The organism is Megasphaera sp. UBA4382 (genome assembly GCF_002391155.1).
GTDB classification, from domain to species: Bacteria; Bacillota; Negativicutes; order Veillonellales; family Megasphaeraceae; genus Megasphaera; species Megasphaera hexanoica.
The window spans coordinates 47295-73482 of the sequence record NZ_DGRS01000080.1; the positions used below are offsets into that span (position 1 = coordinate 47295).

Genomic DNA, 26188 nt, shown 5'->3' on the forward strand with positions numbered 1-26188 from the left:
GGGGACAGAAGTTGCTGGAGACATATTTAAAAGAATTACAACAGATAAAACTTCTGGCTCCGGAAGAAGAAAGAGAACTCTGGCGCGCATATAAAGACCGGGGGGACCAGGAGAGCCGGCGGCAGCTCATTGAACAGTACCAGCCGCTGGTTTTCCGGGAAGCGATGCGTTGGCACATTTCCGGGGATATTCTGCAGGACGCCCTGCAGGAAGGAACGCTGGGACTGATTGAAGCGGTGGAACGGTATGATTACGGGCGCAATGTGGCCTTTCCTATTTTTGCCGTCCATCGTATCCGTGGGGAAATCCTGGATTTTCTCCAAAAGGAAAATAAACGGTCTTCCCTGTCTCTCGACGAACCCGATGAAAACGGCGTTACCCTGCGGGATCAGTTGCCAGACGGGGCGGAGGATCTGGCAGACCGGACAGGCCGGCAGATTCTGTTTGAACACGTAGCCCAGACATTACAGCGTCTGCCTCAGAAGGAACAGATCGTCGTGGAAGGCGTCTATCTCAAAGATCAGCAGCAAAAATCCCTGGCCGAGGACCTGTCTGTCAGCCTGCCTTATGTATACCGGCTGCAGAAACGGGGAATCCGCCGTGTGAGAGGCATGCTGAGCCGGTTTATTCATGACAACAAAGAGAAGTAAAAAAGAAAATATGGTATAAACGGGAGAATACGGGAGAAACGATGAGTATTTCCAAGATAGATATAGGCTTCTTCCCATATTTACTTGTTTGTTGAGGCTGTCTTTTTCAGGATTTTATAAACATGCTGGGAAAGGAGCTTGCGCAGTATGGCAAAATCAGATAATGAACGGGCCGAGCGTGTCCGTTCTGCCAGAGCCTGGCTGGAACGGGCTGAAAAGTCTTTTGACAATAAAGCTGATGTCCGTGGGGAACTGAATCTCATGCTGGCAGAAGCGGAGATGAAAAATCTTCGAAAAAACCATGGTATGGGCTGTAAAATCCGCCGGCTGGCGGCAGTCCTGACTGCTTTGGCGCTGGCTCTGGGCATCTGGCAGTTTACACGTCCGGAAGGGCCGCCAGCTGATTTTACCCGGCCTGTCCGCGGCGAAACGGCAGCGGATACGTCACGGACGACGATGACAGCGCCGGATTCACAACCTGCAGCTGAGCCGGAATCAATCGTAACGGCAGAAGACAGGGCAGTAGAAGAAATACCGGCGGTGCAACCGGTTCCTGCAAGTACAGATGATACCGGTGTATTGCCGGCAGTACAACAGGGGGAAACAGGACAGGAGACGGAAAGAACGGAACCGCCACCTGCGACTGTACCATATACACAGCCTGTACAAAAAAAGGTTTTATCGGACCGGCAGATACAGGCTGCCGTACAAGATGCGCGTCATAGTTTGCGCGGTGCGGAAACCAAGAAATGACAACGGAGGGTCTTATGATAACACGGAATAAGAAATTTTTATTGATGATGATTACCAGTGCTATGGTGACAAGTCCCGTATGGGCTGCAGACACGGCAACAGGCTATGATGCAGATCCCGGACAGACCGTAGAAAAAAAGGTATCCGCTTCAGACATGACCGCAAAAGACGAAGGAAAGCCTATGGCACTCAATACGGTAGTGACCAGTGCTTCAACGCCGGAGACAGAAGCCGTCATGAAGAATGCAAAATCCGGCCTTACGGGGTACGAAACGGATGAAGAACTGGCAGCCATTGCCAAGGGGGAAAAGCCGGAAGACGTACGCAAGCCGGCTGAAAAAGAACAGGTAGAAAAAATTGAACAGGCCGAACAGGAACGGAAGAGCCAGGTGGCAAAGTCCGTCATCAGCGGCAATACGGGATACGAACAGGGGACGGTCGGTACAGCAGAATCGGCTAAAGAAGAAGGCCTCCCCGGAGCCTCTGTGCCGTACATGGCCGGCCTCGGTGACGTACAAATCGATACGACGATTCCCAAGTATCCTATGGCGGTACTGGAGCCAGGGCAGGAAAGCACCATGCCCTATGGTAATGTTGTCACCGATGAATCCATCGCTCCTTATGCCAATAAAGTGACGACGGCAGTAAGCGTTGGCCCTGTACCGGACCCGGCCATTGAAGCCTACCTGCTGCCGAAATTAGCCATGCGCGTCGGTGATACGGTCAGTGCCGATTATGTCCGCCATGATGTCAATGTCATCGGTTCTACCGGTCTTTTCTCGACGGTCCATCCTTCCTTTACCAACGTGCCGGAAGGGGTGGCCCTGAATTATGCCGTACAGCTCAATCCCGTCATCAACGGTGTAGAAATTACCGGCAATAAAGTCTATAAGACGGAAGCGCTCCAGCAGATGATCCAGTTCGTACCGGGTTCACCGCTGAACAGTACCATCATCAGTAAAGACGTAGCCAACATCAATAACCTCTATGCGAAAGACGGTTATATGTACAGCCATGTATCCAATGCGACGCTGGACAGCAAGGGTATCCTTCATATCGGCATTACGGAATGCCATCTGGAAGATGTCGTCGTCCGCGGTAATACCAAGACCAAATCCCGTGTTGTGACCCGGGAAGTACGCATGAAGAAAGGCGATGTGTTTAACCGTGCCGCCGCCAGCCGCAGTGTGGAACGGATTTACAATACGGGGTACTTTGAAGATATTAACGTCCGCATGCTGCCGGGCAAAAAGAATCCCAACGACGTCATCATGGAAATCGACGTCGTCGAAGCCAAGACCGGCCAGATTTCCATTGGCGGCGGTTATTCCCAGTCGAACGGTATGGTAGGCCTGTTGGGGCTTTCGGAAAGCAATTTCCGCGGTACTGGTGACAAGGTAGCCATTAACTGGGAATTTGGCGGTGAAACTGATTCCAATCACAATTACACGTTCTCCTACACCCATCCGTGGCTCAATGACCATGGCGATTCTATCGGCTTCAGCCTGTTCAACCGGGAATACGATTACGAAGATTACGATGAAAAAGGCAATTCCGTTGCCGATTACGACCGGGAAACAAAAGGCTTCAACCTGACCTATGGCCGCGTCCGCAGCGAATACGTCAGCGATTACGTTACGTTGGAAACGAAACGGACGAAATACGATGAATGGAACAGTGGATTCTACTATAAAGGGGGAGCAGACGATTCTCGTAATAAAGGATATGACTTTAAAGGTATGGATTACGAGGGCAAGAACTTTGGCCGGACGAACAGCCTGACCTGGTCCCACGTCTTCGATAACCGTGATAATGTCTATGATCCGACCCGTGGCAAGAGGATTTCCTACACGGCAGCTATTGCCGGTCATGGCCTGGGCGGTGACTTCGATTACTATAAACTGACTTTTGAAAACCGTCTGTACTACAAAGTAGGCCGCAAGCATGTCATTGCCCTGCGCTTTATGGGCGGCTATGCCAACGGCGATATGCCGTACTATGACCTCTTCACTTTGGGCGGCGCCGATAACCTGCGTGGCTATGAAGACGATGAATTCCGTGGCAACAAGATGTATGCGGCGACGGTAGAATACCGCTATCCGATTGCCAAGAAAATCCAAGGCGTCTTCTTTGTCGATGCCGGTTCTGCCTGGGATGGAACGGAAAATATCCCCTGGTATCAGAACGATGACAGTATCCACGTTTCCACCGGTCTCGGATTCCGCATCACGACGCCAATCGGGCCTATCCGCCTGGATTACGGCGTCGGCGACGATGGCGGCAAGTTCCACTTCAGCTTTGGTGGTAAGTTCTGATGTATGCAGACGATAGGTGGGATACGTCGTGTTTCGCACTTGTTTATTGACGATTCTCTTTGTCTGTGCTAGTCTAGGTAGTGCCATAGCGGCACCCGTAACTCATGTGGCGGTACGCGTCTCTTCTCTGGGAGAGGCCATACCGCCTCTTGTCGAGAAGAGGATATGTGCCAGCATTGAGACAATTGGGAACCACGTGTTCCTCGGTGCCGATGACCAGGCCGTGCTGAACCGGCAGGATGAGTATACCCGCATGGTTTACGACATTACGGACCGCGTGCTCATAGGGTATACGGTCGAACATATCGAACTCGTGCCGGGACCGGAAACGATGCTGTCTGTGCAGATCCGCCCCTGGGGAAGTACCATACGCCGGGTACATGTCCGCTTTGACTATGGATCTCTTCCGACATTGGGACAAGAAATGGCTGGCAGGGACCTGACCGGCGTTTCGGCTTTTATTGAAAATCTCCTGACCGGTCTTCCCGTCGATGCTCTGGACTGGGCAAATGGCACGGTCAAGGCTGTTATGGAGACGGAACTGGAGACAGAACTTCCAGAATTTTATCCGCACATTGTCATTACGCCCGGCGCGGATACGACGGTAGAAGTGTATTTTCTGCCGGTACTTCCCGTTGTGCGCAATGTCAACGTCCGCGTCGATGCGGAAAACCTGCCCAAGATCATCTTTCTCAGTACGCGCAAGCATATGGAAGACCGTTATGCAGGCCTGAATGGCCTGCCTGTTGCATTTGTGCGCCGCCATCAGCGCGATGTAGAGCGTGATTTGCAGCAGCATCTGAATGACCAGTGGGTCATAAAGAAATATAAGCTGCGCGTCCTTCCCAGTCTTTCCGTTGCTGAAAATATAGATATCCATTTAAAATCGGAAACGGATTTTTACGATGTCCGCGCACAGGCCTACATAGACGTCAGCAGGGACAGTGATGCCTATCATGATAAAGAAGATAATACGGTCCTGCGGGCCCATGTGGGCAGAAAAATCGGCAAACACCATGAGTTGTATACAGACGTGGAATTCATGCCTGCTTCTGTAGCCTGGAACTTCATTCCCGGTTACGGGTATCAGCCCCGAAAGGGAACTTGGATGGGATATAATTTTGAAAGCCAGGATGACAGACATCATCTTTGGCTGCGGCAGGAATTAGGGGGCCGCTGGTCTTTCCGGTTCGATAAAGATCTGACAAACCATGATGAAGAGGCGGGACTCTTGTACCGTCTCCATGAATACGTCGGTTTGGAATATATCATTTCCGGCCACGATACGTGGCTGCGGGTTATTGGCTATTTATAAGGAATTGCAAAGGAGTAATGTTACTATGATGTCAGAAATGGGTAAGAAAAAGAATGTCAAGATTTTTTCCGCTGTCATTGCAGCGATTTTTGTACTGAGTGTTGCCGGCATTGCCGTCATGCAGATGGGCAATCCCGTCAGTGCGGCGCCGTCCAGCAATATCGGCGTCGTCGATATGAGCAAGGTCATTCCGCCCGATAATCAGGATGTAGCCAATGCACAGAAAGAAATGCAGCAGGCCTCGGAAGATGCCAAGAAAAAATTTGAAGAACAGTCCCAGGGTATGACCGATGAACAGAAGAGTCAGCTCTATCAGCAGATTCAGGAAGAAATGACGAAAAAACAAGAAGACATCTATAAGGGCGTCAAAGATAAAGTCGATGAAGCCGTCGGCAGCGTTGCCAGCACGAAAGGCCTGAGCCTTGTCGTCGATAAACGGGCCGTTCTCTATGGTGGTCAGGATATTACAGAACAGGTTTCCAAGAAACTGAGTGAATCCCAGTCCAAGTAAGGATATTGCCATGAAGCGTAATTATGCGGCAGCTGCTGGCGCCGTAGTGCTGGCCTTTTGCCTGGCTGTGGCTTTCTGGATGATGCACAGCCGGACGCCGGCTGTGCCTGTTACAGAAAAAGGGCCGGTTATTGCCTGCGCCGATGTAGAACACATCATGATGAGCCATCCCTCGTACAGCCAGTACCATCGCCTGGAACTGGAATATAATGCGATGGTAGCCCAGTATCAGTTTGAACAGTGGCATTACTCGAAGCAGGCCGCATCCCAGGGGCAGGCGGCGAAAGACTTTTCTATGACCGATGCGTTGTCATCAGCGGCTCTGGATCAGGAATTACAGGCCCGGGTGGCCATTAAACAGAATGAATTGAATGCGGCATTGGAGCAGCGGTATCAGACTCTGATCCGGGAACGCCGGCAGACACAGCCGGCCCTTTCTGATGAAGAAAATCTGAAGATCGTCAATCTCCGGCTGAAACTGGCTGCATTGGCCCTGTCTCCGTCGGAACGTAAGGCAGCAGAACAGGAACTGCAGGCACTGTTGCGCAAAAACGGCGGCGACCATCAGACGGACGCGGCTGCAGCGGCGGATATTGCCGCTGCCATGGCTCCCGATAAGGAAAAAGCACAGAAAGAACTGCAGGCATATGCGCTTCAGGTAAAAGATGAACTGGCGGCCCGGCAGCAATCCAGTCGGGAATTGTTCACGAAACAAATGGATTCTTTTGGGAAGCGTCCGGAACCGGCTGTCTGGAATGCGGCCTGGAAAGAGAAACTTGAAGCGAAAGAAAAAGAAATGAAGGATCAGAAAGAAGCCATCCTGGCAGATATCCGGGATAAAGCGGCGGCCGTTGCGGAAGAACAGGGAATCGATATCATATTCTCTGAATACGAAGGCATCGGCACGGCGCTGGATGTGACCGATGATATCATTGTCAAGCTGGCATAACAGGAGGCATTATACGAATGAAACGGATAGGTAAACGATTGGCTGCTGTTTTATGCATGATAGCGGCAGTTGCCGTACTCAGCGGCTGCGGTAGTGAAGATAAAGTAGGCTATGTAGATATGAGCCGCGTACAGAAAGAAGCACCGGCCGTACAGCAGTATCAACAGAAGATAGAAGAAAAGAGCAAATCTCTCGATGCCGAACTGCAGCAGGCCCAGCAGTCCATGTCAGCGGAAGATTTCCAGAAGAAACAGCAGCAGGCATTACAGGAAAAGCAGATATACGCAGCCAGTATGCAGCGTCAGTTCATGACCGATATCCAGAGCAAATTAGGGGATATCGCCAAGGATAAAAACGTCGGCATCATCGTCTATAAGGAAGTCGTTCCCAACGGCGGCGTCGATGTAACCGATGATTTGATTGCGAAATTACAATAAAGGGGTTGACTATGTTGAAGAAGACAGTACAGGAGTTGGCCGCCATACTGGGCGGTACGGTGATCGGTGATGGCACGCGGGAAATTGAAGATATCAAGGGGCTGCAGGAAGCAGGTCTGGAGGATATCACCTTTGCAGTAGATCCATATACGGAATATCTGCCTCAGGTTCATGCCGGTGCCGTCATTGTGGAAAAAGAAGTCCCGGCCGGGGATAATACACTCGTACTGGTAAAAAATCCGCGCCTGGCTTTTTCCCAGCTCCTGGTGCTCTTCCATCCCCGGCAGACCGTGGCCCGGGGCATTCATCCTACGGCCATCGTAGATGACAGTGCTGTCCTGGGGGACAATGCCGCTGTCATGGCCTATGCTGTCATTGGCAGGAATGTCAGCATAGGAAAGAACTGCGTCATTTATCCCTATGTTTTCATTGGCGATAATGTCTCTATCGGTGACGATGCCGTCATTTATCCCGGTGCTGTCATCCACGAAAACTGCCAGCTCGGAGATCGTCTTGTCGTCCGTGCCCATGCGGTTATCGGCGGTGAAGGTTTTGGCTTTGCTACAAACGAAGGCCGTCATACGCGCATTCCCCAGATTGGCAATGTCAAAATCGGCGATGACGTAGAAATCGGGGCCTGTACGTGCATCGATAATGGAACTCTTGACAGCACCGTTGTCAAACGGGGTACTAAAATAGACAATCTTGTCCATCTCGGCCATAATGTGGAAATCGGGGAAGACTGCTTCATCATAGCCCAGGTAGGGATTGCCGGCAGTACCAAGGCGGGTAATCACTGCATCTTTGCCGGCCAGGTGGGCTGTACAGGCCATATTACCATCGGAGACAATGCTGTTTTTGCGGGAAAGACCGGGATAACCGGCAATGCGGAAGGCAACCAGGTCTATGCCGGATATCCGATGCAGCCTCATATGGAATGGAAACGGTCCCAGGTATATTTGAAACACTTGCCGGACATGGCGAAAAAAATCAAACAGCTGGAAAAGAAAATTGCTGAATTAGAAAAAAAGACAGCTGAATAAGAGGCAGCCTATGTATACATTTATGAAAATACTAAGCTGGATCATATGCCATCTGCCCGAAGGCGTGCGGCGTGCGCTGGGACATTTCCTGGGCTGGTTCTTCTGGACCTTTGTCCCCCGAAAAAGAAAGCGGCTGGCTCAGCAGCAGATATTGGATTGTGGCATTACCGATGATCCGGAAAGAGCCATGGAGATTGCCAAGGCGAGCAGCTGCCGCTTTGGACCTATGATCATCGAGGTGTTATCCTATCCGATTTATACGAAAGAAATATTGGATAAGAAGATTACCTGGCATGGGAAGGAATATCTGGACGAGCTGAAAGAAAGCGGTGAAGGCGCCGTTTTCATGGCTTCTCACGCGGGAAACTGGGAATTATTGGGAGCGGTTCTTGCCATGAACGGTTATCCGCTTATTTCCGTGGCCCAACAGCAGAACAGTCACAGCGCCGATGCTTTTATCAACGAATACCGGGCAATGATGAAACAGCATGTCACGTACAAGACGGGAATCCGCGATATGGTGCGTTTTCTCCAAAATGGCCATTATATCGGTCTCTTGATGGATCAGGATCCGGGATACACAGGCATTATGGTCCGGTTGTTCGGCCGTGATACGCTGACGGCTGACGGACCGGCTAAAATGGCAGGAATCAAAAATTATCCGATTATTTCTACGTTTATTCATGAAGACAGACCTTATCATCACGTCATAGACGTGTTGCCGCCCATCCGGCCGTATACGGCGGATCACCGCCTGTCCAAAGAAGAAAAGGAACGCATCGTCTATGCGACGACGCAGGCATTAAATGACCGGCTGGAAGAACGGATCCGGAAATATCCGGAAGACTGGTTCTGGCTTCACAACCGTTGGAAATGGACAAAACGCTATAAAGAAAAGGTAGCAAGTGGTGAAATGGCTGCCAGAGGATAATCTGGCCAGAAGGGATTTTTCCGGCAATTCTTTATCCGATGGCAGGTTATAGATGAAAAAATTGGCATACGAAGCAAGTCAGGCTTCGTATGCCAATTTTTTGGGGATTCGTCCATTTATATCCAGCCAAACCTGCGGCAGGCATGGAATATGCCGCCCTTGTCATTGTCATCGGTAATATAATCGGCCCGTTCCTTGAGCTGGGGACGGGCATTTCCCATAGCGATGCGGAAGAAGGGTGATACAAACATGGCGATGTCGTTGAGGCCGTCGCCGAATACGACTACGTCTTCCAGGGGAGCTCCGGCGTGTTCCATGAACCGGCGGATACCGGCACCTTTATCGGTCGGTTCCACGAGATACGTATTGGTAATGTACGGAAGCCGGGAGAGACCATATGTATCCAGAGGCGGATCACCTGCTGCCGGACGGACGTGGACGATTTTATAAATCGTCGTCAGGGAATCGATGTCCACAGGAGTTACATCGGTTTGGAATAATTGCGACTGTCCAAGATGGCGGAACGATTCATATGGCGTATGCCGGACCATTGTATTGTCTGTAAAGACGGCCCAGGGAAGATGGCGCCGTTCCAGTTCGTGGAGAAGGGCCCGGCAGTTGGCGATGGGCAGACCATTCATTTCTATGAGCGTATTATCTATGGTGAGACTATTGCCACCATCACTGACGAGCGATGTGATTCCATACCGACTGGCTGTACGGAAGCCATCACATTGTAATCTGCCCGTAGCAATAGCTACACTGTGTCCGAGCTGGCGCAGGCGGTTCAGACAGTATACCGTATCTGCCGGGATGATTTGTGATATATCAAGTCCCAGGGTACGGTCGATATCAAAAAAGAAATATTTTTTCCTCATGATACAATCCTTTCTATAAAAGAAATATCAAGTAACATTATACGGAGAAACAACGGAATATTCAATTAGTAATCCGTATCATGCACCCGTTTTAGTCAGATACATGGTAAATTATATGTCAAGTCTTGATTTTTTCTATGTATTTGATTATACTAAATGCAAGAGAAAACCCTACTGTGTTCGTAAAATGATCTCGTGTTTTGAACCAACATCTTTTACATTGGGAGTCCGGGCTCTATGGCTGCCAGGCAATGCCTTCACTGGACTGTCGAACTCCATAGGAGGACACCCACCTGCTCAGGCAGGCTCAAAACTTGGTTTATAAACGGCATGGTGGGGCTTCTTTTTCTGTATAATTCATTGTGAAGATTGAGTGCCGCTAAGTTATCTTGGCGGCTTTCTATTTACAGCAGGTGAGAACAAATGAACGGAGACGATTTATTTTCTCTGGCAGCGGAAGAACAGCAGTCTCTCCTGGCCCCTCTTGCCGTGCGTATGCGGCCGGAAACACTGGATGAAATCTGCGGGCAGGATACGCTGATCGGCCCGGGCAGTTTCCTCCGGGCCATGATTGAAAAAGATACGCTGCCCAGTCTTCTCTTTTACGGGCCTTCCGGTGTTGGAAAAACGACGCTGGCCCATGTGATAGCTCAGGCGACGCATAGCCGGTTTGTCAAAGTCAATGCCGTTACGGCGGGGACGGCTGAATTGCGCAAGGTCATACAGGAAGCCAGAGATGCCATACAGATGTATCAGAAGCGGACTATCCTTTTCATTGATGAAATACACCGCTTCAATAAAAGCCAGCAGGACGTGCTTTTGCCATATGTAGAAGACGGCACGGTCATTCTTATCGGGGCTACGACAGAAAACCCGTATTTCGAAGTGAACCGGCCGCTTTTGTCGCGTCTGCGTGTCCTCACGTTTTCACCTTTGGGCAGAGAGGATATTGCCAGGATATTGATGCGGGCTCTGACGGACCAGGAAAAGGGCCTGGGCAGTCTGCATATACAGGCTGATGCAGGTGTCTTACAGCTTCTGGCGGATGGGGCAGACTGCGATGCCCGGGCCGGACTGAATCTCCTGGAACAGGCCTGTATGCTCGTTCCCGAAGGTGGCAGACTAAAAAAAGAGACGGTAGAAAAAGTTATGGGTCATGCACTGTATACGTATGACAAACAAGGTGATGCCCATTATGATACGATTTCTGCCTTTATCAAGAGCATGCGCGGTTCTGACCCCGATGCGGCCCTTCATTATCTGGCCCGCATGATAGAAGCGGGAGAACAGCCTTCTTTTATTGCCCGGCGTCTGGTCATCTGTGCGGCTGAAGACGTAGGCCTGGCAGACCCGCAGGCACTAGTAGTAGCCAACGCGGCTGCCCAGGCGGTAGAACTTGTCGGCTGGCCGGAAGGACGGATTATTTTGTCAGAAGCTGTCATTTACGTATCCTGCGCGCCCAAGAGCAATAGCGCTTATATGGCGATAGACCGGGCATTGCATGATGTGCGGCGGGGCGGATGTGGAGAAATCCCGGCATGGCTCCGCGATGCTCATTATCAGGGAGCTTCTTCTCTGGGACATGGAGCGGGGTATAAATATCCCCATGATTATCCCGGTGGCTGGGTACGGCAGCAGTATCTGCCGGATCCACTCAAAGACCGGCAGTATTATGAAGCAACGAATCACGGAAAAGAAGATGTCATGGCGGAAAAATGGCATAAACGCCGTAGCTGTGATAAATAAGTCAGAATGCATATATGGTTTGGAAGGTGAAAGGTTTGGCACAAGGGAAAACAAGACGCGTGACAAAATCCCGGCCCCGTAAGGCATCGGGAAAGGGTGTACGCCGTACAACGAAAAAAAAGGATACAGAACCGTCGCTGCTGAAATATGAGATTATTGGCATCGTCCTTTTGTGCTGCGGTATTTTTATGACCGTTGGTATTGTCGGTATTGATACAGGCAGTGCAGGCCATAGTATTGATGGTATCCTGTCCTATATATTTGGCATCGGACGGATTGTTTTTACCCTGTCTATGGTGATTCTGGGGTTGAAATATATCATTTTACGCAAGGCCTGGCCCCTTACGAAGAACTGGCTGGCAGGTACGGTACTCTTTGTGTTGTTCCTGGGCCTTATCCACCTGTTATTTATTCCCCAGGGGGCAGAATTCATGCCGGCCATGCTGCGCGTCGGAGGCGGTGCGGCCGGTGCTGCCGTCGCCTCGCTGCTGCGTTCCTTTCTCGGCGAATTTGGCGCCGTTCTGGTCGTTGTGGCCTTAGGGATAGTGACTCTGCTCGTATGGAAAAAATGGTCTATTTCCCGCCCCGTAGCCATCGTTTCGGACAAGGCATCAGAAGAGGTGTCCCGCGTATCCGATAAGGCCGTAGAGGGATTGCAGGAAGCATCCCGTTCTATGCAGCAGTGGCATGAACATCATCATATCTTTGATCTGGAAAAAGAAGAGCAGGAAGAACAGGCGGAAGCGGTAGGAACGGCCCGGACTGACAGGGACGTTCCCGTGGCAGAGGCAGAACCGGTGCCGGCTTTGGAATCCCGTGAGGAAGATAGTCTGCTTCACGGCCCGCGTGTGGATTTTACATCGGAAAAAAGAGATGGATTACTAGAAAACGAAGAATGTATACCAGATCTGACAGAAGAACTGGATATATCACCTGTTTCGGCGGCTCCGGCCGTGCTGCCGCCGGAAGGACGACAGGATGACGACTATGATGACGGACTGCCAGATACGGAGAAACAGCAGGAAGAAGGACAGCCGATGGAACAGCCTGTCCGGGATGTACTGCAGGAAGAACTGGCCGACTTGAAGCCAGTCGAAATCGATGCCCAGTCTACGGCCGTCGATGTGGCGCCCCAGGGGCATTCGGCCGTACCGGTGGCCAAAGGAGAAAATACATACCGCCTGCCGCCGGTGAGCCTGCTCAAACCGGGAAAACCCCTGGCAGAAGGACTGAGTGAAGAAGCCCGTCAGAATGCCGTCATTTTGCAGGAAACACTGAAAAGTTTCAACATTGAAGCCAAAGTGACGAATGCCAGTCAGGGCCCTTCTGTCACCCGTTATGAACTGGAACCGGCAGCTGGGGTGCGCGTGAGCCGGATTGTCGGTCTGGCCGATGACATTGCCCTGAATCTGGCGGCGACACAAGTTTTTATCGAAGCGCCTATTCCCGGGAAGGCTGCCGTGGGCATTGAAGTGCCGAATAAGACCCGTACGGGGGTCAATCTGCGCGATGTCCTCGATACAGATGAATTTAAAAATGCTGCCAGCGGCGTGCCTGTAAGCCTGGGCAAGGATATTGCCGGGAATCCAGTCATTGCCGATCTGACCAAGATGCCTCATCTTCTGGTCGCCGGTACGACCGGGTCCGGCAAGAGTGTCTGCATCAACACGTTTATTGCCAGTATCCTGTTTAAGCAACGGCCGGAAGATGTCAAATTGGTACTGATTGACCCGAAGGTTGTCGAATTATCCGTATACAATGGCATTCCCCATTTGATGACTCCTGTCGTTACCGATCCTAAAAAAGCAGCTAATGCGCTGCGCTGGGCTGTACGGGAAATGGATGATCGTTATAAGCGGTTCTCCCAGGGATTTGCCCGGGATATCAAAAGCTTCAATGAAAAGTATCCTGATGAAGCCATGCCATATGTCGTCATTATCATTGACGAAATGGCCGATCTCATGATGGCGGCCTCCAGTGATGTAGAAGATTCTATCTGTCGTCTGGCGCAGAAGGCCCGTGCCTGCGGTATGCACTTGGTACTGGCTACGCAGCGTCCTTCTGTTGATGTCATTACCGGCCTCATTAAGGCTAATATTCCGAGCCGCATTGCTTTCCGCGTTTCCAGCCAGACCGACTCCCGTACTATCCTGGATATGGGTGGTGCCGAAAAGCTGATTGGCAACGGCGATATGTTTTATTTTCCGACGGGTGCCCCCAAACCCATCCGCGTACAGGGGGCATTTATCTCGGATGCGGAAATCGAACAGCTCGTTACGTTCATAAAAAATCAGAACACGACAGAACCGAAATACGATGAATCCATTCAGCAGTCCGCCGGTGAAAGCAGTGGAGATACGGCCGGATTTTTTGAAGATGAGCTGATGCCCCAGGCCATCGACATGGTCCTGGAAACGGGACAGGCATCTTCTTCCATGCTGCAGCGGCGTTTCCGTGTCGGATTTACCCGGGCGGCCCGCATGATTGATACAATGGAAGCCATGGGAATTGTCGGGCCGAATGAAGGAAATAAGAAACCGCGGGAAATCATCATGTCACCGGCGGAAGTACAGGCAAAATTCTTCCATAAAGACACGTGATATCATTTTTCCGGGGAATAGTATATAATTAACTATGTATGCATGGGCATATTCATATAAGGAGGCGGTTCTTTGTCTTCTATCGGCAGAGTATTACAACAGGAAAGGGAACAGCAGGGGCGTACGCTGAAAGAAGTGTCCGATGCTGTCAATATAAAAGAAGGCTATCTGGATGCCCTGGAAAAGGAAGATTTTGATGTCATCCCTGGTGCCGTATTTGTCAAGGGATTTATCCGGACGTATGCGGAATATCTGGGACTGGATGGAGCCGGACTGGTCACAGCGTATAAAGAAGAGGTCCTGGCGAGGAAACCCAGGCCGGAAGTGCGTCCTGTGGCACAGAGCCCGGAACGGGCAGAAAGGGAAAAGCGGCAGAAGGAACGGAACCGTCAGAGCAAGTGGCAGGGGATAACCATTTTGTCGGGAATTATTTTATTTCTGCTGCTCATTATCTGGTTACTTTTGTAAAAGAGGCAATATATGAACGAGGAATTTCTGGTGACCAGCAGGGCCGATATGGAACGGCGCGGCTGGAATCAATTGGATTTTGTATATATCAATGGCGATGCCTATGTGGATCATCCCGGTTTCGCCGCTGCTGTTATCGGCAGGGTACTGGAGAGCCGCGGGTATCGCGTAGGCATCATTTCCCAACCGGACTGGCATAGTGCAGAACCATTCAAGGCACTGGGACGGCCCCGGCTGGGAGCGCTGATTACGGCGGGCAATCTCGATTCCATGCTCAATGAAAAAACAGCGGCAAAAAAATTTCGCAGCACCGATAATTATTCACCGGGCGGTATAGCCGGGAAACGACCTGAACGGGCTACCATCGTATATGCCAACAGGATGCGCGAGGCTTATAAAGATGTCCCCATCATTATCGGAGGCATTGAGGCCAGTCTGCGACGGTTTGCCCACTACGATTACTGGTCGGATAAAGTACGTCATTCCATATTGCTGGACAGCAAAGCCGATATCCTGAGCTATGGCATGGGGGAACACTCTGTCGTAGAAATTGCCGATGCCCTGGCTGAGGGGAAAAACGTGGCGGAGATGTATCATATCCGGGGCATCTGCTATGTGACCAGCCGGCCGCCTATATCGGAAAAAACTGTACTTTGTCCATCCTATGAGGAGGTGAAGGCAGATAAAAAAGCCTTTGCCCGGGCCTTTAAAATACAGTATGAGGAACAGGATCCTTTCTATGGCCGGACGATTATCCAGCCGTCGGAAAACCGGTATGTCGTTCAGACGCCGCCGGCTCTGCCACTTACGACAGAAGAAATGGACGCCGTCTATGAACTGCCCTTTACACGGCGCTGGCATCCCGATTATGATGATTGTGGCGGTGTGCCGGCCCTGCATGAAGTGCAGTTCAGCCTGACCAGCCACAGGGGATGCTTTGGACATTGTCATTTTTGCGCTATTACCAGTCATCAGGGACCGATTGTCCAGAACCGCAGCCATGAATCTCTGATCCGGGAGGCCGTGCATATGACACACCTTCCCGGTTTTAAAGGTTATATCCATGATGTAGGCGGTCCGACGGCTAATTTCCGCCATCCGGCCTGTAAAAAGCAACTGACGGCCGGAGTATGCAAAGACCGCCATTGTATCGGCAGTGAAATCTGTCCCAATCTGGACACGTCACATGACGATTATTTGAAGTTATTACAGGAAATCCGCCGCATTCCCCGCGTCAAAAAGGTGTTTGTCCGCTCTGGACTGCGCTACGATTATCTTTTAGCGGATCACAATAAGAAATTTGTAGAAGAATTATGCCGGTATCACGTCAGCGGACAGCTGAAAGTGGCACCGGAGCATGTCGTAAAGCATGTGACCGATTTAATGGGAAAGGCTGATGTACATGCCTTTCTGACGTTTAAGAAATGGTTTGACGAAGCCAACCGGAAATTGGGAAAAAAGCAGTACCTGGTGCCATATTTTATGTCCAGCCATCCGGGCTGTACTCTGGCCGACGCCATTACATTGGCGGAATTTTTGCGGGATATGCATATGCAGCCGGAACAGGTACAGGATTTCATCCCTACTCCGGGGAGTCTCTCGACGGCTATGTATTACACGGGCATGAATCCACTGACGGGGGAAAAAGTTTACGTAGCCCGGCGGCCGGAAGAAAAACAGATGCAGCGGGCTCTGATGCAGTACAAGAATCCGGCCAATTATGATATTGTCTACAAGGCGCTGTGCATAGCCGGACGGCGGGATCTTATCGGCTATGGCAGTCACTGCCTGATTCCGCCCCGCCGGCCGGGAAAAGCGCGGATGGAAAAGACTGCGGGAAGGGCAGGGAACCGCCGGCCCGGAAACCCGGGGCGGAAGGGCAGAACGCTTCAAGACCGGCAGCGCCATGGATTCAGGTGATTTCATGAAAAAATATGTACCGACACTGGCTATTGTACTGTTTGTACTGGCTGTGCTCGGATTCAGCAATATATTACTGGAAAAACAACAGGAAGAGAAAGCACAGGATGCATACCGGGCCGAACGGCATCTTGTCGTGTATTCCGATATGCCGGCCGACGTCAACAGTGCTCTGGCCAGGAAGTTTTACAGAGATACGGGACTGCGCGTACAGATTGAAACGCGTACCGATAGTGAACTGCAGTCGCTGGCTGACGATGCAGCGTCTGATGCCGGGCCGGACATGGTCATTGCTTCCGAACCGGTATTGAAGGATTTGCAACAGGCCTCGATATTCGTTCCCTATGCGTCACTGGCTACGGAAAGCGTTCCCTATTCGTTTAAAGATGCAGATGGATATTGGACAGGTGCCTGGTATGATCCTATGGTTTTCGTCGTGAGCAAGGCATATTACGAACGCCGTGGCAGTGAACTGGAAACCTGGGATGATCTGCTGACTGATCCGAATATGGTCCTGGCTTTTCCCGATTTGGCAGCGACGGATATGGCAGGAGACTTTCTCTGTTCGTATGTAGAAATTGCAGGGACAGCAGAAGCCAGCCGGTACTTTAAGGCTCTGCAGCCTCATATTGCATCGTATGCCAAGACGATGTCTCCCATCGTGCGCCGCGTTGCTGCCGGTGAAGCCGATATGGGTGTTGCCAGTGCTATGACTGTCCGTCAGTTCCTGCGGGATAAAGCGCCGGTTGTCATGCTGTATCCCCAGAATGGGACATCCTACTGGCTGTACGGCAGGGGAACGACGAAATGGTGTACCGATACGGAACTGGCTCCCGTCTTTGCCGACTGGCTGCTGTCGCGGAGCGCCCTGGCACTGCTGCATCAGAATACACTGTTTTTGACGACAGCTAGCGATGTGCTGCCGAAAGAATTAGATGGACGCAACCGGTATCCTGTGCTTTTCCCTGTCCGCAAATTGTATACGGATCAGGGACGGAAAAATGTACAGGATTGGTGGATTAAAACTATTCGATTTGGAAAGGAACCATAAGTTACATGGAAAAAATAGGATTTGTCAGTCTGGGTTGTTCAAAAAATCTCATTGATACAGAAGTGATGCTGGGCATTTTGCGGGACCGCCATATGGAAATCACCGATGACCTTGAAGAGGCGGATATCATCATCGTAAATACGTGCACGTTTATTGAAAAAGCAAAGCAGGAATCAATTGATACGATTCTCCAGGCAGCCAGATATAAGACAGAAGGCCGTTGTCAGATACTGATTGTAACAGGCTGTCTCAGCCAGCAGTATAAAGAAGAACTGATGAAGGAAATGCCTGAAATCGATGCCCTGCTGGGAACGGGGTCATGGGACCGGATCTGGGATGCCATCGATACTGTCAAAAAAGGAAGAAAAGCCTGTTTCATGGATAATGTCAGCCATTTGTATAATCAGAATACGAGCCGGCTGCGTACGACGCCATCTTACAGTGCTTACGTCAAGATCGGGGAAGGCTGCAATAACGGTTGTTCCTTCTGCATCATTCCCCATGTCCGGGGACGCTTATACAGCCGTCCTGTCGATTCGGTCGTGGCAGAAGTCCGGCAGCTGGCTGATGACGGAGTGAAAGAAATCAATCTCATTGCACAGGATACGACTAGTTATGGCGTCGATCTGGCCGGTCATTCCCTGCTGCCGGAACTGTTGCGCCGCCTTGTAAAAATAGATGGCATCCGCTGGATTCGCCTGTTTTATCTCTATCCGCATTACTTTACAGACGAACTGATGGAACTGATCGTCAAGGAAGATAAAATCTGCCCGTATGTCGATCTGCCGCTGCAGCATATTTCCCAGTCTGTGCTGGAACGCATGAACCGCCGCGATTCGGAAGAAGATGTGCGCCGTCTCATGAAAAAGTTATGCAGTCATGGCCGTAAACTGACATTGCGGTCCACGTTCATTGTAGGTTTTCCCGGTGAAACAGAAGAAGAGTTCCGCCAGCTTTGCGATTTCGTCAGAGAAACGGAATTCGATGATGTAGGCGTCTTTACCTACAGCCGTGAAGACGGGACGCCGGCAGCCCGGATGGATAATCAGATTCCTGAAGAAGTCAAAGAGGAACGTTATCATCAGCTCATGGCTATCCAGGCAAAAGTGTCGGAACATCGCAATCAGGAACTGGAAGGTTCCCTTCATACGATGCTCGTCGAACGGGTGGAAGAGGAACAGGGAATCTGTCAGGCTGTGGGGCGTATTGAAATTCAGGCTCCCGATGTAGATGGTCTGACGTATCTGGAAAACGCCGAAGGCGTACAGCCGGGAGATATGATTCCCGTGCGGATTTCCCAGGGATTTGCCTACGATTTGGTAGCCGAACGGGCTGAATGATGAGGTGACACTATGTTTGTCGAAGTGGTGACGACGGGCTCGGAACTTCTCCTGGGTGAAATCGTCAATGAAAATTCCCGCTACCTTTCGCGGGAACTGAATGCTCTTGGGTATTCTGTCATATATCATACGACAGTCGGTGATAATCCGGAACGCATGGAAGGGGTACTGCGCACGGCTCTGCAACGGGCTGATATCGTTATAACGACAGGCGGTCTTGGCCCGACACAGGGCGATATGACAAAAATCATCGGTGCCAGGGTAATGGGGGTCCCCCTCGTGTATCATGAAGAAATTGCGGAAGCTATCGGGGAGTGGGTTACGGCTCATCACCCGGACCGGGAGTTGACGGAAAATCAGAAACGGCAGGCTATGATACCGGAAGGCGCTGTCGTTTTTTCCAATGGTGCCGGAACAGCTCCGGGAACGGCCCTGAAAAAAGGAGAAAAACTGCTGGTCCATCTTCCTGGGCCGCCGCTGGAAATGCGCTGGATGTACGAACACCGCCTGAAGCCGTATCTGATCCGGACATTCGGTTCCCAGGGACACATCGAGTCATTGTATATGAAAATATATGATATGGGAGAGGCCTTTATTGAAGACAAGCTGATGGATCTTATTAAAGGGCAGTCCAATCCGACACTGGCCATGTATGCACGGCCCGGTTTTGTGGAAGTACGGATAACGGCCAGGGCACAGACGGAAGAAGAAGCGCGGGCATTGATGGAACCCGTTCGGCAGGAATTGCAGAAACGGCTCCACCGGGCCGCTGTAACCTATAATCAGGAAACGATGGCAGCCCTTCTGGGACGGATCCTGAAAGAAAAAAAAATGACGGTCAGCGCGGCAGAGTCCTGTACGGGAGGCCTTGTAGGATCCCTTATCACCGACGTCGCCGGCAGCTCGGCTTATTTTCTTGGGTCGGCTGGCACGTATTGCAATGCCATGAAGGAACACATTCTCGGTGTATCGGCGGATACGCTGGCTGCCTATACGGAAGTCAGCTCCCAGACGGCTGCTGAAATGGCCGATGGCAGCCGCCGGTTATATGGTTCGGATCTGGCCATCAGCACGACGGGAATTGCCGGTCCATCCGGCGGCAGCAGAGAAAAACCTGTTGGCCTGGTCTATACGGGGATTTCCGGTCCGCGGGGGACCGTAACCCATAAGGATATCTATCCCGGCGACCGGACAGAAGTAAAGCGCCGTGCCGCGACACGGGCTGTCTATTATGCCGTTCAATATCTTTTGGAACATACAGAACAGGAGTAGACTATGGAAGAAAAACAAACAGCACTGGAAAATGCTATGCGCAAAATTGAAAAAGATTTTGGCAAAGGAGCTATCATGCGCCTTGGCGACATAGCGGACAAAATGAATATCGAAGTAATTTCATCGGGGTCCCTTGCCGTCGATCTGGCTGTCGGTGTCGGAGGATATCCCCGCGGCAGGGTCATCGAAATTTATGGACCGGAATCTTCCGGGAAAACGACGCTGGCTCTCCATGCCATTGCCTCGGCACAAAAAGGAGGCGGCATTGCCGCGTTTATCGATGCGGAACATGCGCTCGATCCGGTATATGCCCGTCATCTTGGCGTCGATACGGCCAATCTGCTCGTTTCCCAGCCGGATAACGGGGAACAGGCCCTGGAAATCACGGAAGAACTCGTACGCAGCGGTGCCGTCGATATTATCGTCGTGGACTCTGTCGCAGCCCTGGTACCTAAAGCCGAAATTGAAGGAGAAATGGGCGATTCCCACGTGGGCCTTCAGGCGCGCCTCATGAGCCAGGCCCTGCGTAAATTGACGGGTATTATTTCAAAATCCAAGGCTATCGTTATTTTCATTAACCAGCTCCGTGAAAAAGTCGGCGTCATGTTTGGCAATCCTGAAACGACGACCGGCGGCCGGGCACTCAAATTCTATGCTTCTATCCGCATGGAAATCCGCAAGGGGGAAGCCATCAAGCAGGGCGGTGAAGTCATTGGCAACCGTGCACGGGTAAAAGTCGTCAAAAATAAGGTGGCGCCGCCATTCCGCAACTGTGAATTCGATATTATGTACGGGACGGGGATTTCCCGGGAAGGGACTATCCTCGACCTGGGGACATCAATGGACATTATCGAAAAAAGCGGGACCTGGTATTCCTACAAGGGCGAACGACTGGGACAGGGGAAGGAAAATGTCAAACTGTTCTTGAAAGATCATCCTGAAATCGCCGACGAAGTGGAACATATCATCCGCGATACACTGGCGGCAGAACCAGAAAAATTCGATGCTGTCGTCGAAGAAGTCCATGAAGCAGAAGAAGCCGGCGCGGCTGAAAGCCTGGCAGAACCTTCCGGAGAAGCCTGATAATGGATTATAATGAAGCCTATGCCAGGGCACTGCGGCTGCTGAATATCCGTTTTCTCAGTGAAGGCGAACTGCGCCGCAAACTGCAGGTCCGTGGCACGGGAAATGAAGTCATTGACGACGTTCTGGAGACACTGCGGCAGGAACATTTTGTGGACGACCAGCGCCTGGCAGAGGCCGTGTATGCTTACTATGCCCGTAAAGGACAATACGGCCACCGCTACATTGTCAGCCGGTTGCAGAAGCGGCAGCTGCCAGTGCCGGAGAACACACCCTGCGTCGATGAAATGACCGTGGCGGAACAACTGGTATCCCGGCGTTTCAAAGAAGGAACAGAGCCGCGCAAGATTGCCCGGTTTCTTCAGTACCGTGGTTTTTCTCCCTCTGTCATCAGGGAAATCCTCAGTGGCTTTGGCTGGTAAAACGTGGTCATTATGCTATTGGCTGGCGTATAAATTATTCATATGGTCTATGAGTTTACCTTGACATCAGTATAAAAAAAATTTACAATTATAAGAGCCGGTTTTCTATACTGGTCATATATTTTGCATAATTGCAGGTTTTTTGAAAATGATGTAAATGAAATAATTACACATATAAAAAGCCGGACGCATGTTCGGCTTTTTATGGTGAAAAGGGGGTGAAAACTGAATATGTTAGCTATCATTGCTGCAGCCGTAGCTTGTGGAATCATTGGTGTCGGGACGGGCTATTTTTACCGCATGAAAATTGCCGAAGGCAAAATTGGCAAGGCGGAAGTAGAAGCGGAACGCATTATCTCTACGGCACGGCAGAATGCAGAATCACGGAAAAAGGAATTGGTCCTCGAAGGAAAGGAAGAGGTCCATAAGCTGCGCAGTGATGCGGAACGGGAAAATAAGGAACGCAGAAATGAATTGCAGCGCATGGAACGACGCCTGTTGCAGAAGGAAGAACATCTGGATAAGAAATCCGATTCCATGGAAAAACGCGATGAAGCTTTGCAGCGCAAAGAAGAAGAAATCACCAGGACACAGGAAAAGATTGAGTTGCTGCACAGCCAGCAGATGGAAGAACTGGAACGTATTTCCAGCCTTACCTATGATGAAGCCAAGGAACTCTTGCTGAACAACGTAAAAACGGAAGTTAAGCATGAAACGGCGATGCTCATCAAAAGCCTGGAAGAACAAGCTAAGGAAGAAGCGGAAGGAAAAGCCCGCGAAATCATTTCTACAGCTATTCAGCGCTGCGCTGCTGACCATGTAGCCGAAACGACCGTCTCTGTCGTAGCACTGCCGAATGATGAAATGAAAGGCCGCATCATTGGCCGTGAAGGCCGCAATATCCGGGCTATTGAAACGCTGACCGGTGTGGACCTGATCATTGACGATACGCCGGAAGCCGTTATCTTATCTTGTTTTGATCCTATTCGTCGTGAAGTAGCCCGCATTGCACTGGAAAAGCTGATTGCTGATGGGCGTATTCATCCGGCACGGATAGAAGAAATGGTAGAAAAAGCCCGTAAAGAGGTCAACCAGAAAATACGGGAAGCCGGTGAACAGGCGACGTATGAAACGGGTGTACATGGGCTGCATCCGGAACTGGTTAAAATACTGGGCCGTCTCCGGTACCGTACGAGTTATGGACAGAATGTCCTGCGCCATTCCATTGAAGTGTCCCAGTTGGCAGGTGTTATGGCAGCTGAACTGGGCGTCGATGAAAACCTCGCTAAGCGGGCAGGCCTTATTCATGATATTGGCAAGGCGCTGGATCATGAAATGGAAGGAACTCATGTGTCTATCGGCACAGAAGTTGCCAAGAAATATGGCGAATCAAAACTGGTAGTCAACTGCATTGCATCGCATCATGGTGATGAAGAACCGAAGAGCGTAGAAGCCGTCCTCGTTTCGGCAGCTGATGCTGTTTCGGCGGCACGGCCGGGAGCAAGACGGGAAACACTGGAAAATTATCTGAAGCGCCTCACAAAACTCGAAGAGATTGCCGAATCCTTCGATGGAGTAGAAGATTGCTTTGCTATACAGGCTGGCCGCGAAATCCGCGTAATGGTCAAGCCTGAAAAACTGGATGAAGCCGATTGTGTGCTCCTCGTTCACAACATTGTGAAACGTATTGAAGCAGAACTGGAATATCCGGGACAGATTAAAGTGGTAGTCATCCGGGAAACCCGGATGATTGATTATGCAAAATAAGAGGAAATACAGCCCCCGCCGCTGCCGGCGGGGGTATTTTTTTAGAAACGGACTGATTTAAAAAGTTTTTTGAAAAAAGACTTGCCAAACCACAATGCACATGGTATAATTGTTTTCGTTCGAGGCACTAAGCCTTGGATATATGAAACGGCCTCGTGGTGTAGCGGTTTAACATGTCGCCCTGTCACGGCGAAGATCGTCGGTTCAAATCCGATCGAGGTCGCCATATTTGCTCAGGTAGCTCAGTCGGTAGAGCAGGGGACTGAAAATCCCCGTGTCGGCGGTTCAATTCCGTCCCTGAGCACCAATTATAAGCGGAAGTAGCTCAGTGGTAGAGCATCACCTTGCCAAGGTGGGGGTCGCGAGTTCGAGTCTCGTTTTCCGCTCCATATTATGGCGGCATAGCCAAGCGGTAAGGCAGAGGTCTGCAAAACCTTCATCCCCAGTTCGATTCTGGGTGCCGCCTCCATAATTTTCTTTTTACGTCATGCCGAGGTGGCGGAACTGGCAGACGCAACGGACTTAAAATCCGTCGGATAGAAATATCCGTACCGGTTCGATTCCGGTCCCCGGCACCATTTAAACAACACATTGCACTGAGCATAATGGGTTTCGGCTGATGGCTCTGGCAACTTAAAGGTTTGGATGTAAATCCAAGCCTTTTTTGTAATTATGCTTTATGAGTGTTCTTTCATGACGGGATTGGCGGTATTTATGGAAGAATATCGATACAAAGTATCGGATTTTGAAGGTCCTCTGGACCTGCTGCTGTATTTGATTGAAAAAAACAAGGTCGATATTTATAATATCCCCATCGTCACGATTACGGACCAGTTCAATGAATATGTCCGGCAGATCGATACATTCGATGTCAATTATGCCAGCAAATTTTTTGTCATGGCAGCTACGCTGTTGCAGATAAAATCCCGGCTCCTGCTTCCTAAACCGCCTAGACGGGAAGAAGAGGAAGAAGATCCGCAGGAAGTCCTCATCCGGCAGCTGGTAGAATATAAACGGATGAAGCAGATTGCTTCTGTCGTAGCTGATTTATGGGATAAGAGACAACTGATGGAAAGCCGGGAGCGGACACCGATGCCGTTCGAGAAACAGTTTTCCGGCCATATTGATAAAAAAGCACTCTATGCAGCTTTTCAGGCGGTCTATGAGGCTCTTCCCGGTAAAAAGACGGTGGAAATTCATTTGCAGCAGGAAATATACAGTGTCAGCGAATGTATGCAGCGCGTAGAATATGTACTGCACCAGGCACTGCGGCCTGTCCCTGTGCGGCGGATTTTTCAGAGCTGCCGTACGCGGACGGAACTGATTGTTGTCTTTTTAGCTGTGTTGGAATTGCTGAAAATCGGCCGGTGCTGTACGCTGTCAGAAGGAGAGGATGGAAATGCAGCATCCCTGCGATATATCCCGCATGGAGCATCATGAACCGACGGCGGTGCTGGAAGCGCTGCTGTTTCTCAGTGGCCAGCCATTGAGCCTGCCGGATTTGTGTGCCCATACCGGCTGGGGCAAAGACAAGGCAGAGCAGACTGCTCGTACGCTGGCAGCTATTCTGCGGGATGAAAAACGCGGCCTGACTCTCATCCAGGTGGCTGGCGGATATCAGCTGGTTACACGTCCGGAACTGCATGATGAATTGCAGTGGGTCCATAAGACGACAACCGAATTATCTCCTATGGCGCTGGAAGTGCTGGCAATCGTTGCCTTCAGGCAGCCTGTGACCCGGGCTGATATTGAAAAAATACGGGGCGTTTCCTCAGAACGCCTGGTAGCGTCACTGCTGCAACAGGGGCTGATCCGTGATCTGGGGCGGAAAGATACGCCGGGACGGCCTATTATATACGGTACCAGCGCTTATTTTCTGGAATGCATCGGCATGGATTCCCTGTCTGATCTGGCCCGGCAGGTACCGAAAGAATTATTGCAGGATCAGGAAACAGATGGGGAGACAATAGAGACAGTGAAAGAGAACGTATCTACGGAGGCAGAACATGAAGGAACGCTTACAAAAAGTAATGAGTAACTGTGGCGTCGCCTCGCGGCGGGCATCGGAACAGATGATTCTCGATGGCCGCGTGCGGGTCAATGGCGTTATCGTCCGGGAACTGGGAACGAAGGCAGACCCTGAAACCGATATTATACTGGTAGATGGAAAACGGTTGGAAGCAGAAAAGAAATTGTATTATCTGTTCAACAAGCCCAAAGGAGTCATTACGACTGCCCATGATGACCAGGGCCGCGAAACCGTCATGGATTATTTCAAGAAGATTACCGAACGGATTTATCCCGTAGGCCGTCTGGACCAGAATACAGAAGGGCTGCTGCTCATGACAAATGACGGGGAACTGGCTAATATCCTCATGCACCCCAGCAAGCTCGTCGATAAGACGTATGAAGTGAAAATTAAAGGGCATATCGCCGATACGGTACTCCAGCAGCTGGCTGATGGTGTGGAATTAGAAGATGGCATGACAGCACCGGCTATCGTCTGCTATAATGGATACGATAATCATACGGGCATCACGAATGTGGAAATTACTATTCATGAAGGCCGGAACCGTCAGGTACGCCGTATGTTTGAACACTTTGGCTTTAAAGTACATAATCTCCGGCGTGTCCAGTATGCGTTCCTGACATTGAGCGGGGTCAAGCGGGGATCTTACCGGTCTCTTACAGCAGAGGAAATAAAGGAATTATACAAGTATAAATAAGGTGTTAATAG

23 protein-coding genes, 5 tRNA genes and 1 other RNA gene are annotated in these 26188 nt (G+C 50.8%); 28 read left to right on the forward strand and 1 reads right to left on the reverse strand.

Translation table 11 applies throughout. From position 1 onward, the window contains the following. Nucleotides 1–11 precede the first annotated feature (11 nt). The 9 genes from B4H10_RS09540 (at nucleotide 12) to B4H10_RS09580 (ending at nucleotide 8904) form a co-directional block, all read left to right on the forward strand. Nucleotides 12–650 carry a sigma-70 family RNA polymerase sigma factor gene (locus B4H10_RS09540; RefSeq protein WP_150825001.1) on the forward strand — a complete coding sequence of 213 codons (639 nt, stop codon included), beginning with the start codon at nucleotides 12–14 and terminating at the stop codon, nucleotides 648–650. A 147-nt stretch (nucleotides 651–797) separates the two neighbouring features. Then, a complete protein-coding gene (locus B4H10_RS09545; protein ID WP_292018734.1) occupies nucleotides 798–1403 on the forward strand; it encodes a hypothetical protein in 606 nt (201 codons plus the stop codon). Between the two features lie 14 nt (nucleotides 1404–1417). Next, nucleotides 1418–3718 carry a BamA/OMP85 family outer membrane protein gene (locus B4H10_RS09550; RefSeq protein ID WP_059075542.1) on the forward strand — a complete coding sequence of 767 codons (2301 nt, stop codon included), beginning with the start codon at nucleotides 1418–1420 and terminating at the stop codon, nucleotides 3716–3718. A 28-nt stretch (nucleotides 3719–3746) separates the two neighbouring features. Next, the gene (locus B4H10_RS09555; protein WP_292018735.1) at nucleotides 3747–5033 is read left to right on the forward strand and encodes a hypothetical protein; all 1287 of its coding nucleotides are present in this window, start codon (nucleotides 3747–3749) and stop codon (nucleotides 5031–5033) included. 25 nt (nucleotides 5034–5058) lie between these two features. Then, nucleotides 5059–5544, forward strand: a complete 486-nt coding sequence (locus tag B4H10_RS09560; RefSeq protein WP_059075544.1) for an OmpH family outer membrane protein — start codon at nucleotides 5059–5061, stop codon at nucleotides 5542–5544. A 10-nt stretch (nucleotides 5545–5554) separates the two neighbouring features. Continuing rightward, nucleotides 5555–6493 carry a hypothetical protein gene (locus B4H10_RS09565; protein WP_075581462.1) on the forward strand — a complete coding sequence of 313 codons (939 nt, stop codon included), beginning with the start codon at nucleotides 5555–5557 and terminating at the stop codon, nucleotides 6491–6493. A gap of 17 nt (nucleotides 6494–6510) precedes the next feature. Then, nucleotides 6511–6930 (forward strand): OmpH family outer membrane protein, encoded by a 420-nt coding sequence (locus B4H10_RS09570; RefSeq protein WP_059075546.1) that lies wholly within the window; start codon nucleotides 6511–6513, stop codon nucleotides 6928–6930. A gap of 14 nt (nucleotides 6931–6944) precedes the next feature. Continuing rightward, entirely contained in the window at nucleotides 6945–7973 is a 1029-nt protein-coding gene (lpxD, locus tag B4H10_RS09575; RefSeq protein ID WP_292017242.1) for a UDP-3-O-(3-hydroxymyristoyl)glucosamine N-acyltransferase, read from the forward strand. 10 nt (nucleotides 7974–7983) lie between these two features. Beyond that, on the forward strand, nucleotides 7984–8904 hold the full coding sequence (locus B4H10_RS09580) for a lysophospholipid acyltransferase family protein (protein WP_292018736.1): 921 nt from the start codon (nucleotides 7984–7986) through the stop codon (nucleotides 8902–8904). A gap of 116 nt (nucleotides 8905–9020) precedes the next feature. Here the strand turns inward: B4H10_RS09580 and B4H10_RS09585 are convergent, their stop codons facing one another. Next, entirely contained in the window at nucleotides 9021–9782 is a 762-nt protein-coding gene (locus B4H10_RS09585; RefSeq protein ID WP_059075549.1) for an HAD hydrolase family protein, read from the reverse strand. A gap of 165 nt (nucleotides 9783–9947) precedes the next feature. On the opposite strand from B4H10_RS09585, the gene ssrS reads away from it, so the two are divergent. The 19 genes from ssrS (at nucleotide 9948) to B4H10_RS09680 (ending at nucleotide 26177) form a co-directional block, all read left to right on the forward strand. After that, a non-coding RNA gene (ssrS, locus tag B4H10_RS09590) (6S RNA) lies at nucleotides 9948–10126 on the forward strand. Between the two features lie 79 nt (nucleotides 10127–10205). Continuing rightward, nucleotides 10206–11528 carry a replication-associated recombination protein A gene (locus B4H10_RS09595; RefSeq protein WP_292018737.1) on the forward strand — a complete coding sequence of 441 codons (1323 nt, stop codon included), beginning with the start codon at nucleotides 10206–10208 and terminating at the stop codon, nucleotides 11526–11528. A gap of 35 nt (nucleotides 11529–11563) precedes the next feature. Then, the gene (locus B4H10_RS09600; RefSeq protein ID WP_234995422.1) at nucleotides 11564–14128 is read left to right on the forward strand and encodes an FtsK/SpoIIIE family DNA translocase; all 2565 of its coding nucleotides are present in this window, start codon (nucleotides 11564–11566) and stop codon (nucleotides 14126–14128) included. 72 nt (nucleotides 14129–14200) lie between these two features. After that, the gene (locus B4H10_RS09605) at nucleotides 14201–14596 is read left to right on the forward strand and encodes a helix-turn-helix domain-containing protein (RefSeq protein WP_292018738.1); all 396 of its coding nucleotides are present in this window, start codon (nucleotides 14201–14203) and stop codon (nucleotides 14594–14596) included. Nucleotides 14597–14608: 12 nt separating this feature from the next. Beyond that, entirely contained in the window at nucleotides 14609–16516 is a 1908-nt protein-coding gene (locus tag B4H10_RS09610; protein ID WP_292018739.1) for a YgiQ family radical SAM protein, read from the forward strand. A gap of 4 nt (nucleotides 16517–16520) precedes the next feature. Continuing rightward, entirely contained in the window at nucleotides 16521–17567 is a 1047-nt protein-coding gene (locus B4H10_RS09615) for an ABC transporter substrate-binding protein (RefSeq protein ID WP_075581457.1), read from the forward strand. Between the two features lie 5 nt (nucleotides 17568–17572). Next, complete coding sequence (rimO, locus tag B4H10_RS09620; RefSeq protein WP_150824975.1) at nucleotides 17573–18907, forward strand: 30S ribosomal protein S12 methylthiotransferase RimO; 1335 nt, start codon at nucleotides 17573–17575, stop codon at nucleotides 18905–18907. Between the two features lie 12 nt (nucleotides 18908–18919). After that, complete coding sequence (locus B4H10_RS09625; protein WP_059075553.1) at nucleotides 18920–20179, forward strand: competence/damage-inducible protein A; 1260 nt, start codon at nucleotides 18920–18922, stop codon at nucleotides 20177–20179. Nucleotides 20180–20182: 3 nt separating this feature from the next. Further along, complete coding sequence (recA, locus tag B4H10_RS09630; protein WP_075581456.1) at nucleotides 20183–21262, forward strand: recombinase RecA; 1080 nt, start codon at nucleotides 20183–20185, stop codon at nucleotides 21260–21262. Nucleotides 21263–21264: 2 nt separating this feature from the next. Next, a complete protein-coding gene (locus tag B4H10_RS09635) occupies nucleotides 21265–21684 on the forward strand; it encodes a regulatory protein RecX (RefSeq protein WP_059075555.1) in 420 nt (139 codons plus the stop codon). Between the two features lie 231 nt (nucleotides 21685–21915). Beyond that, nucleotides 21916–23451: a ribonuclease Y gene (rny, locus tag B4H10_RS09640; protein WP_113855099.1), complete on the forward strand. Its 1536-nt coding sequence runs from the start codon at nucleotides 21916–21918 to the stop codon at nucleotides 23449–23451. Between the two features lie 149 nt (nucleotides 23452–23600). Next, a tRNA-Asp gene (locus tag B4H10_RS09645) sits at nucleotides 23601–23677 on the forward strand. Nucleotides 23678–23682: 5 nt separating this feature from the next. Next, nucleotides 23683–23758, forward strand: a tRNA-Phe gene (locus tag B4H10_RS09650). Nucleotides 23759–23765: 7 nt separating this feature from the next. Further along, nucleotides 23766–23840 (forward strand) — tRNA-Gly (locus B4H10_RS09655). A gap of 6 nt (nucleotides 23841–23846) precedes the next feature. Continuing rightward, a tRNA-Cys gene (locus tag B4H10_RS09660) sits at nucleotides 23847–23920 on the forward strand. Nucleotides 23921–23940: 20 nt separating this feature from the next. After that, a tRNA-Leu gene (locus B4H10_RS09665) sits at nucleotides 23941–24029 on the forward strand. Between the two features lie 115 nt (nucleotides 24030–24144). Beyond that, nucleotides 24145–24891, forward strand: a complete 747-nt coding sequence (locus B4H10_RS09670) for a segregation and condensation protein A (RefSeq protein ID WP_236699619.1) — start codon at nucleotides 24145–24147, stop codon at nucleotides 24889–24891. After that, on the forward strand, nucleotides 24845–25489 hold the full coding sequence (gene scpB / locus B4H10_RS09675) for an SMC-Scp complex subunit ScpB (RefSeq protein WP_083237050.1): 645 nt from the start codon (nucleotides 24845–24847) through the stop codon (nucleotides 25487–25489). The genes B4H10_RS09670 and scpB overlap by 47 nt, the downstream gene beginning before the upstream one ends. Then, nucleotides 25458–26177 (forward strand): pseudouridine synthase, encoded by a 720-nt coding sequence (locus B4H10_RS09680; RefSeq protein ID WP_075581453.1) that lies wholly within the window; start codon nucleotides 25458–25460, stop codon nucleotides 26175–26177. Before scpB ends, B4H10_RS09680 begins: the two co-directional genes overlap by 32 nt. The last annotated feature ends 11 nt before the right edge of the window (nucleotides 26178–26188 follow it).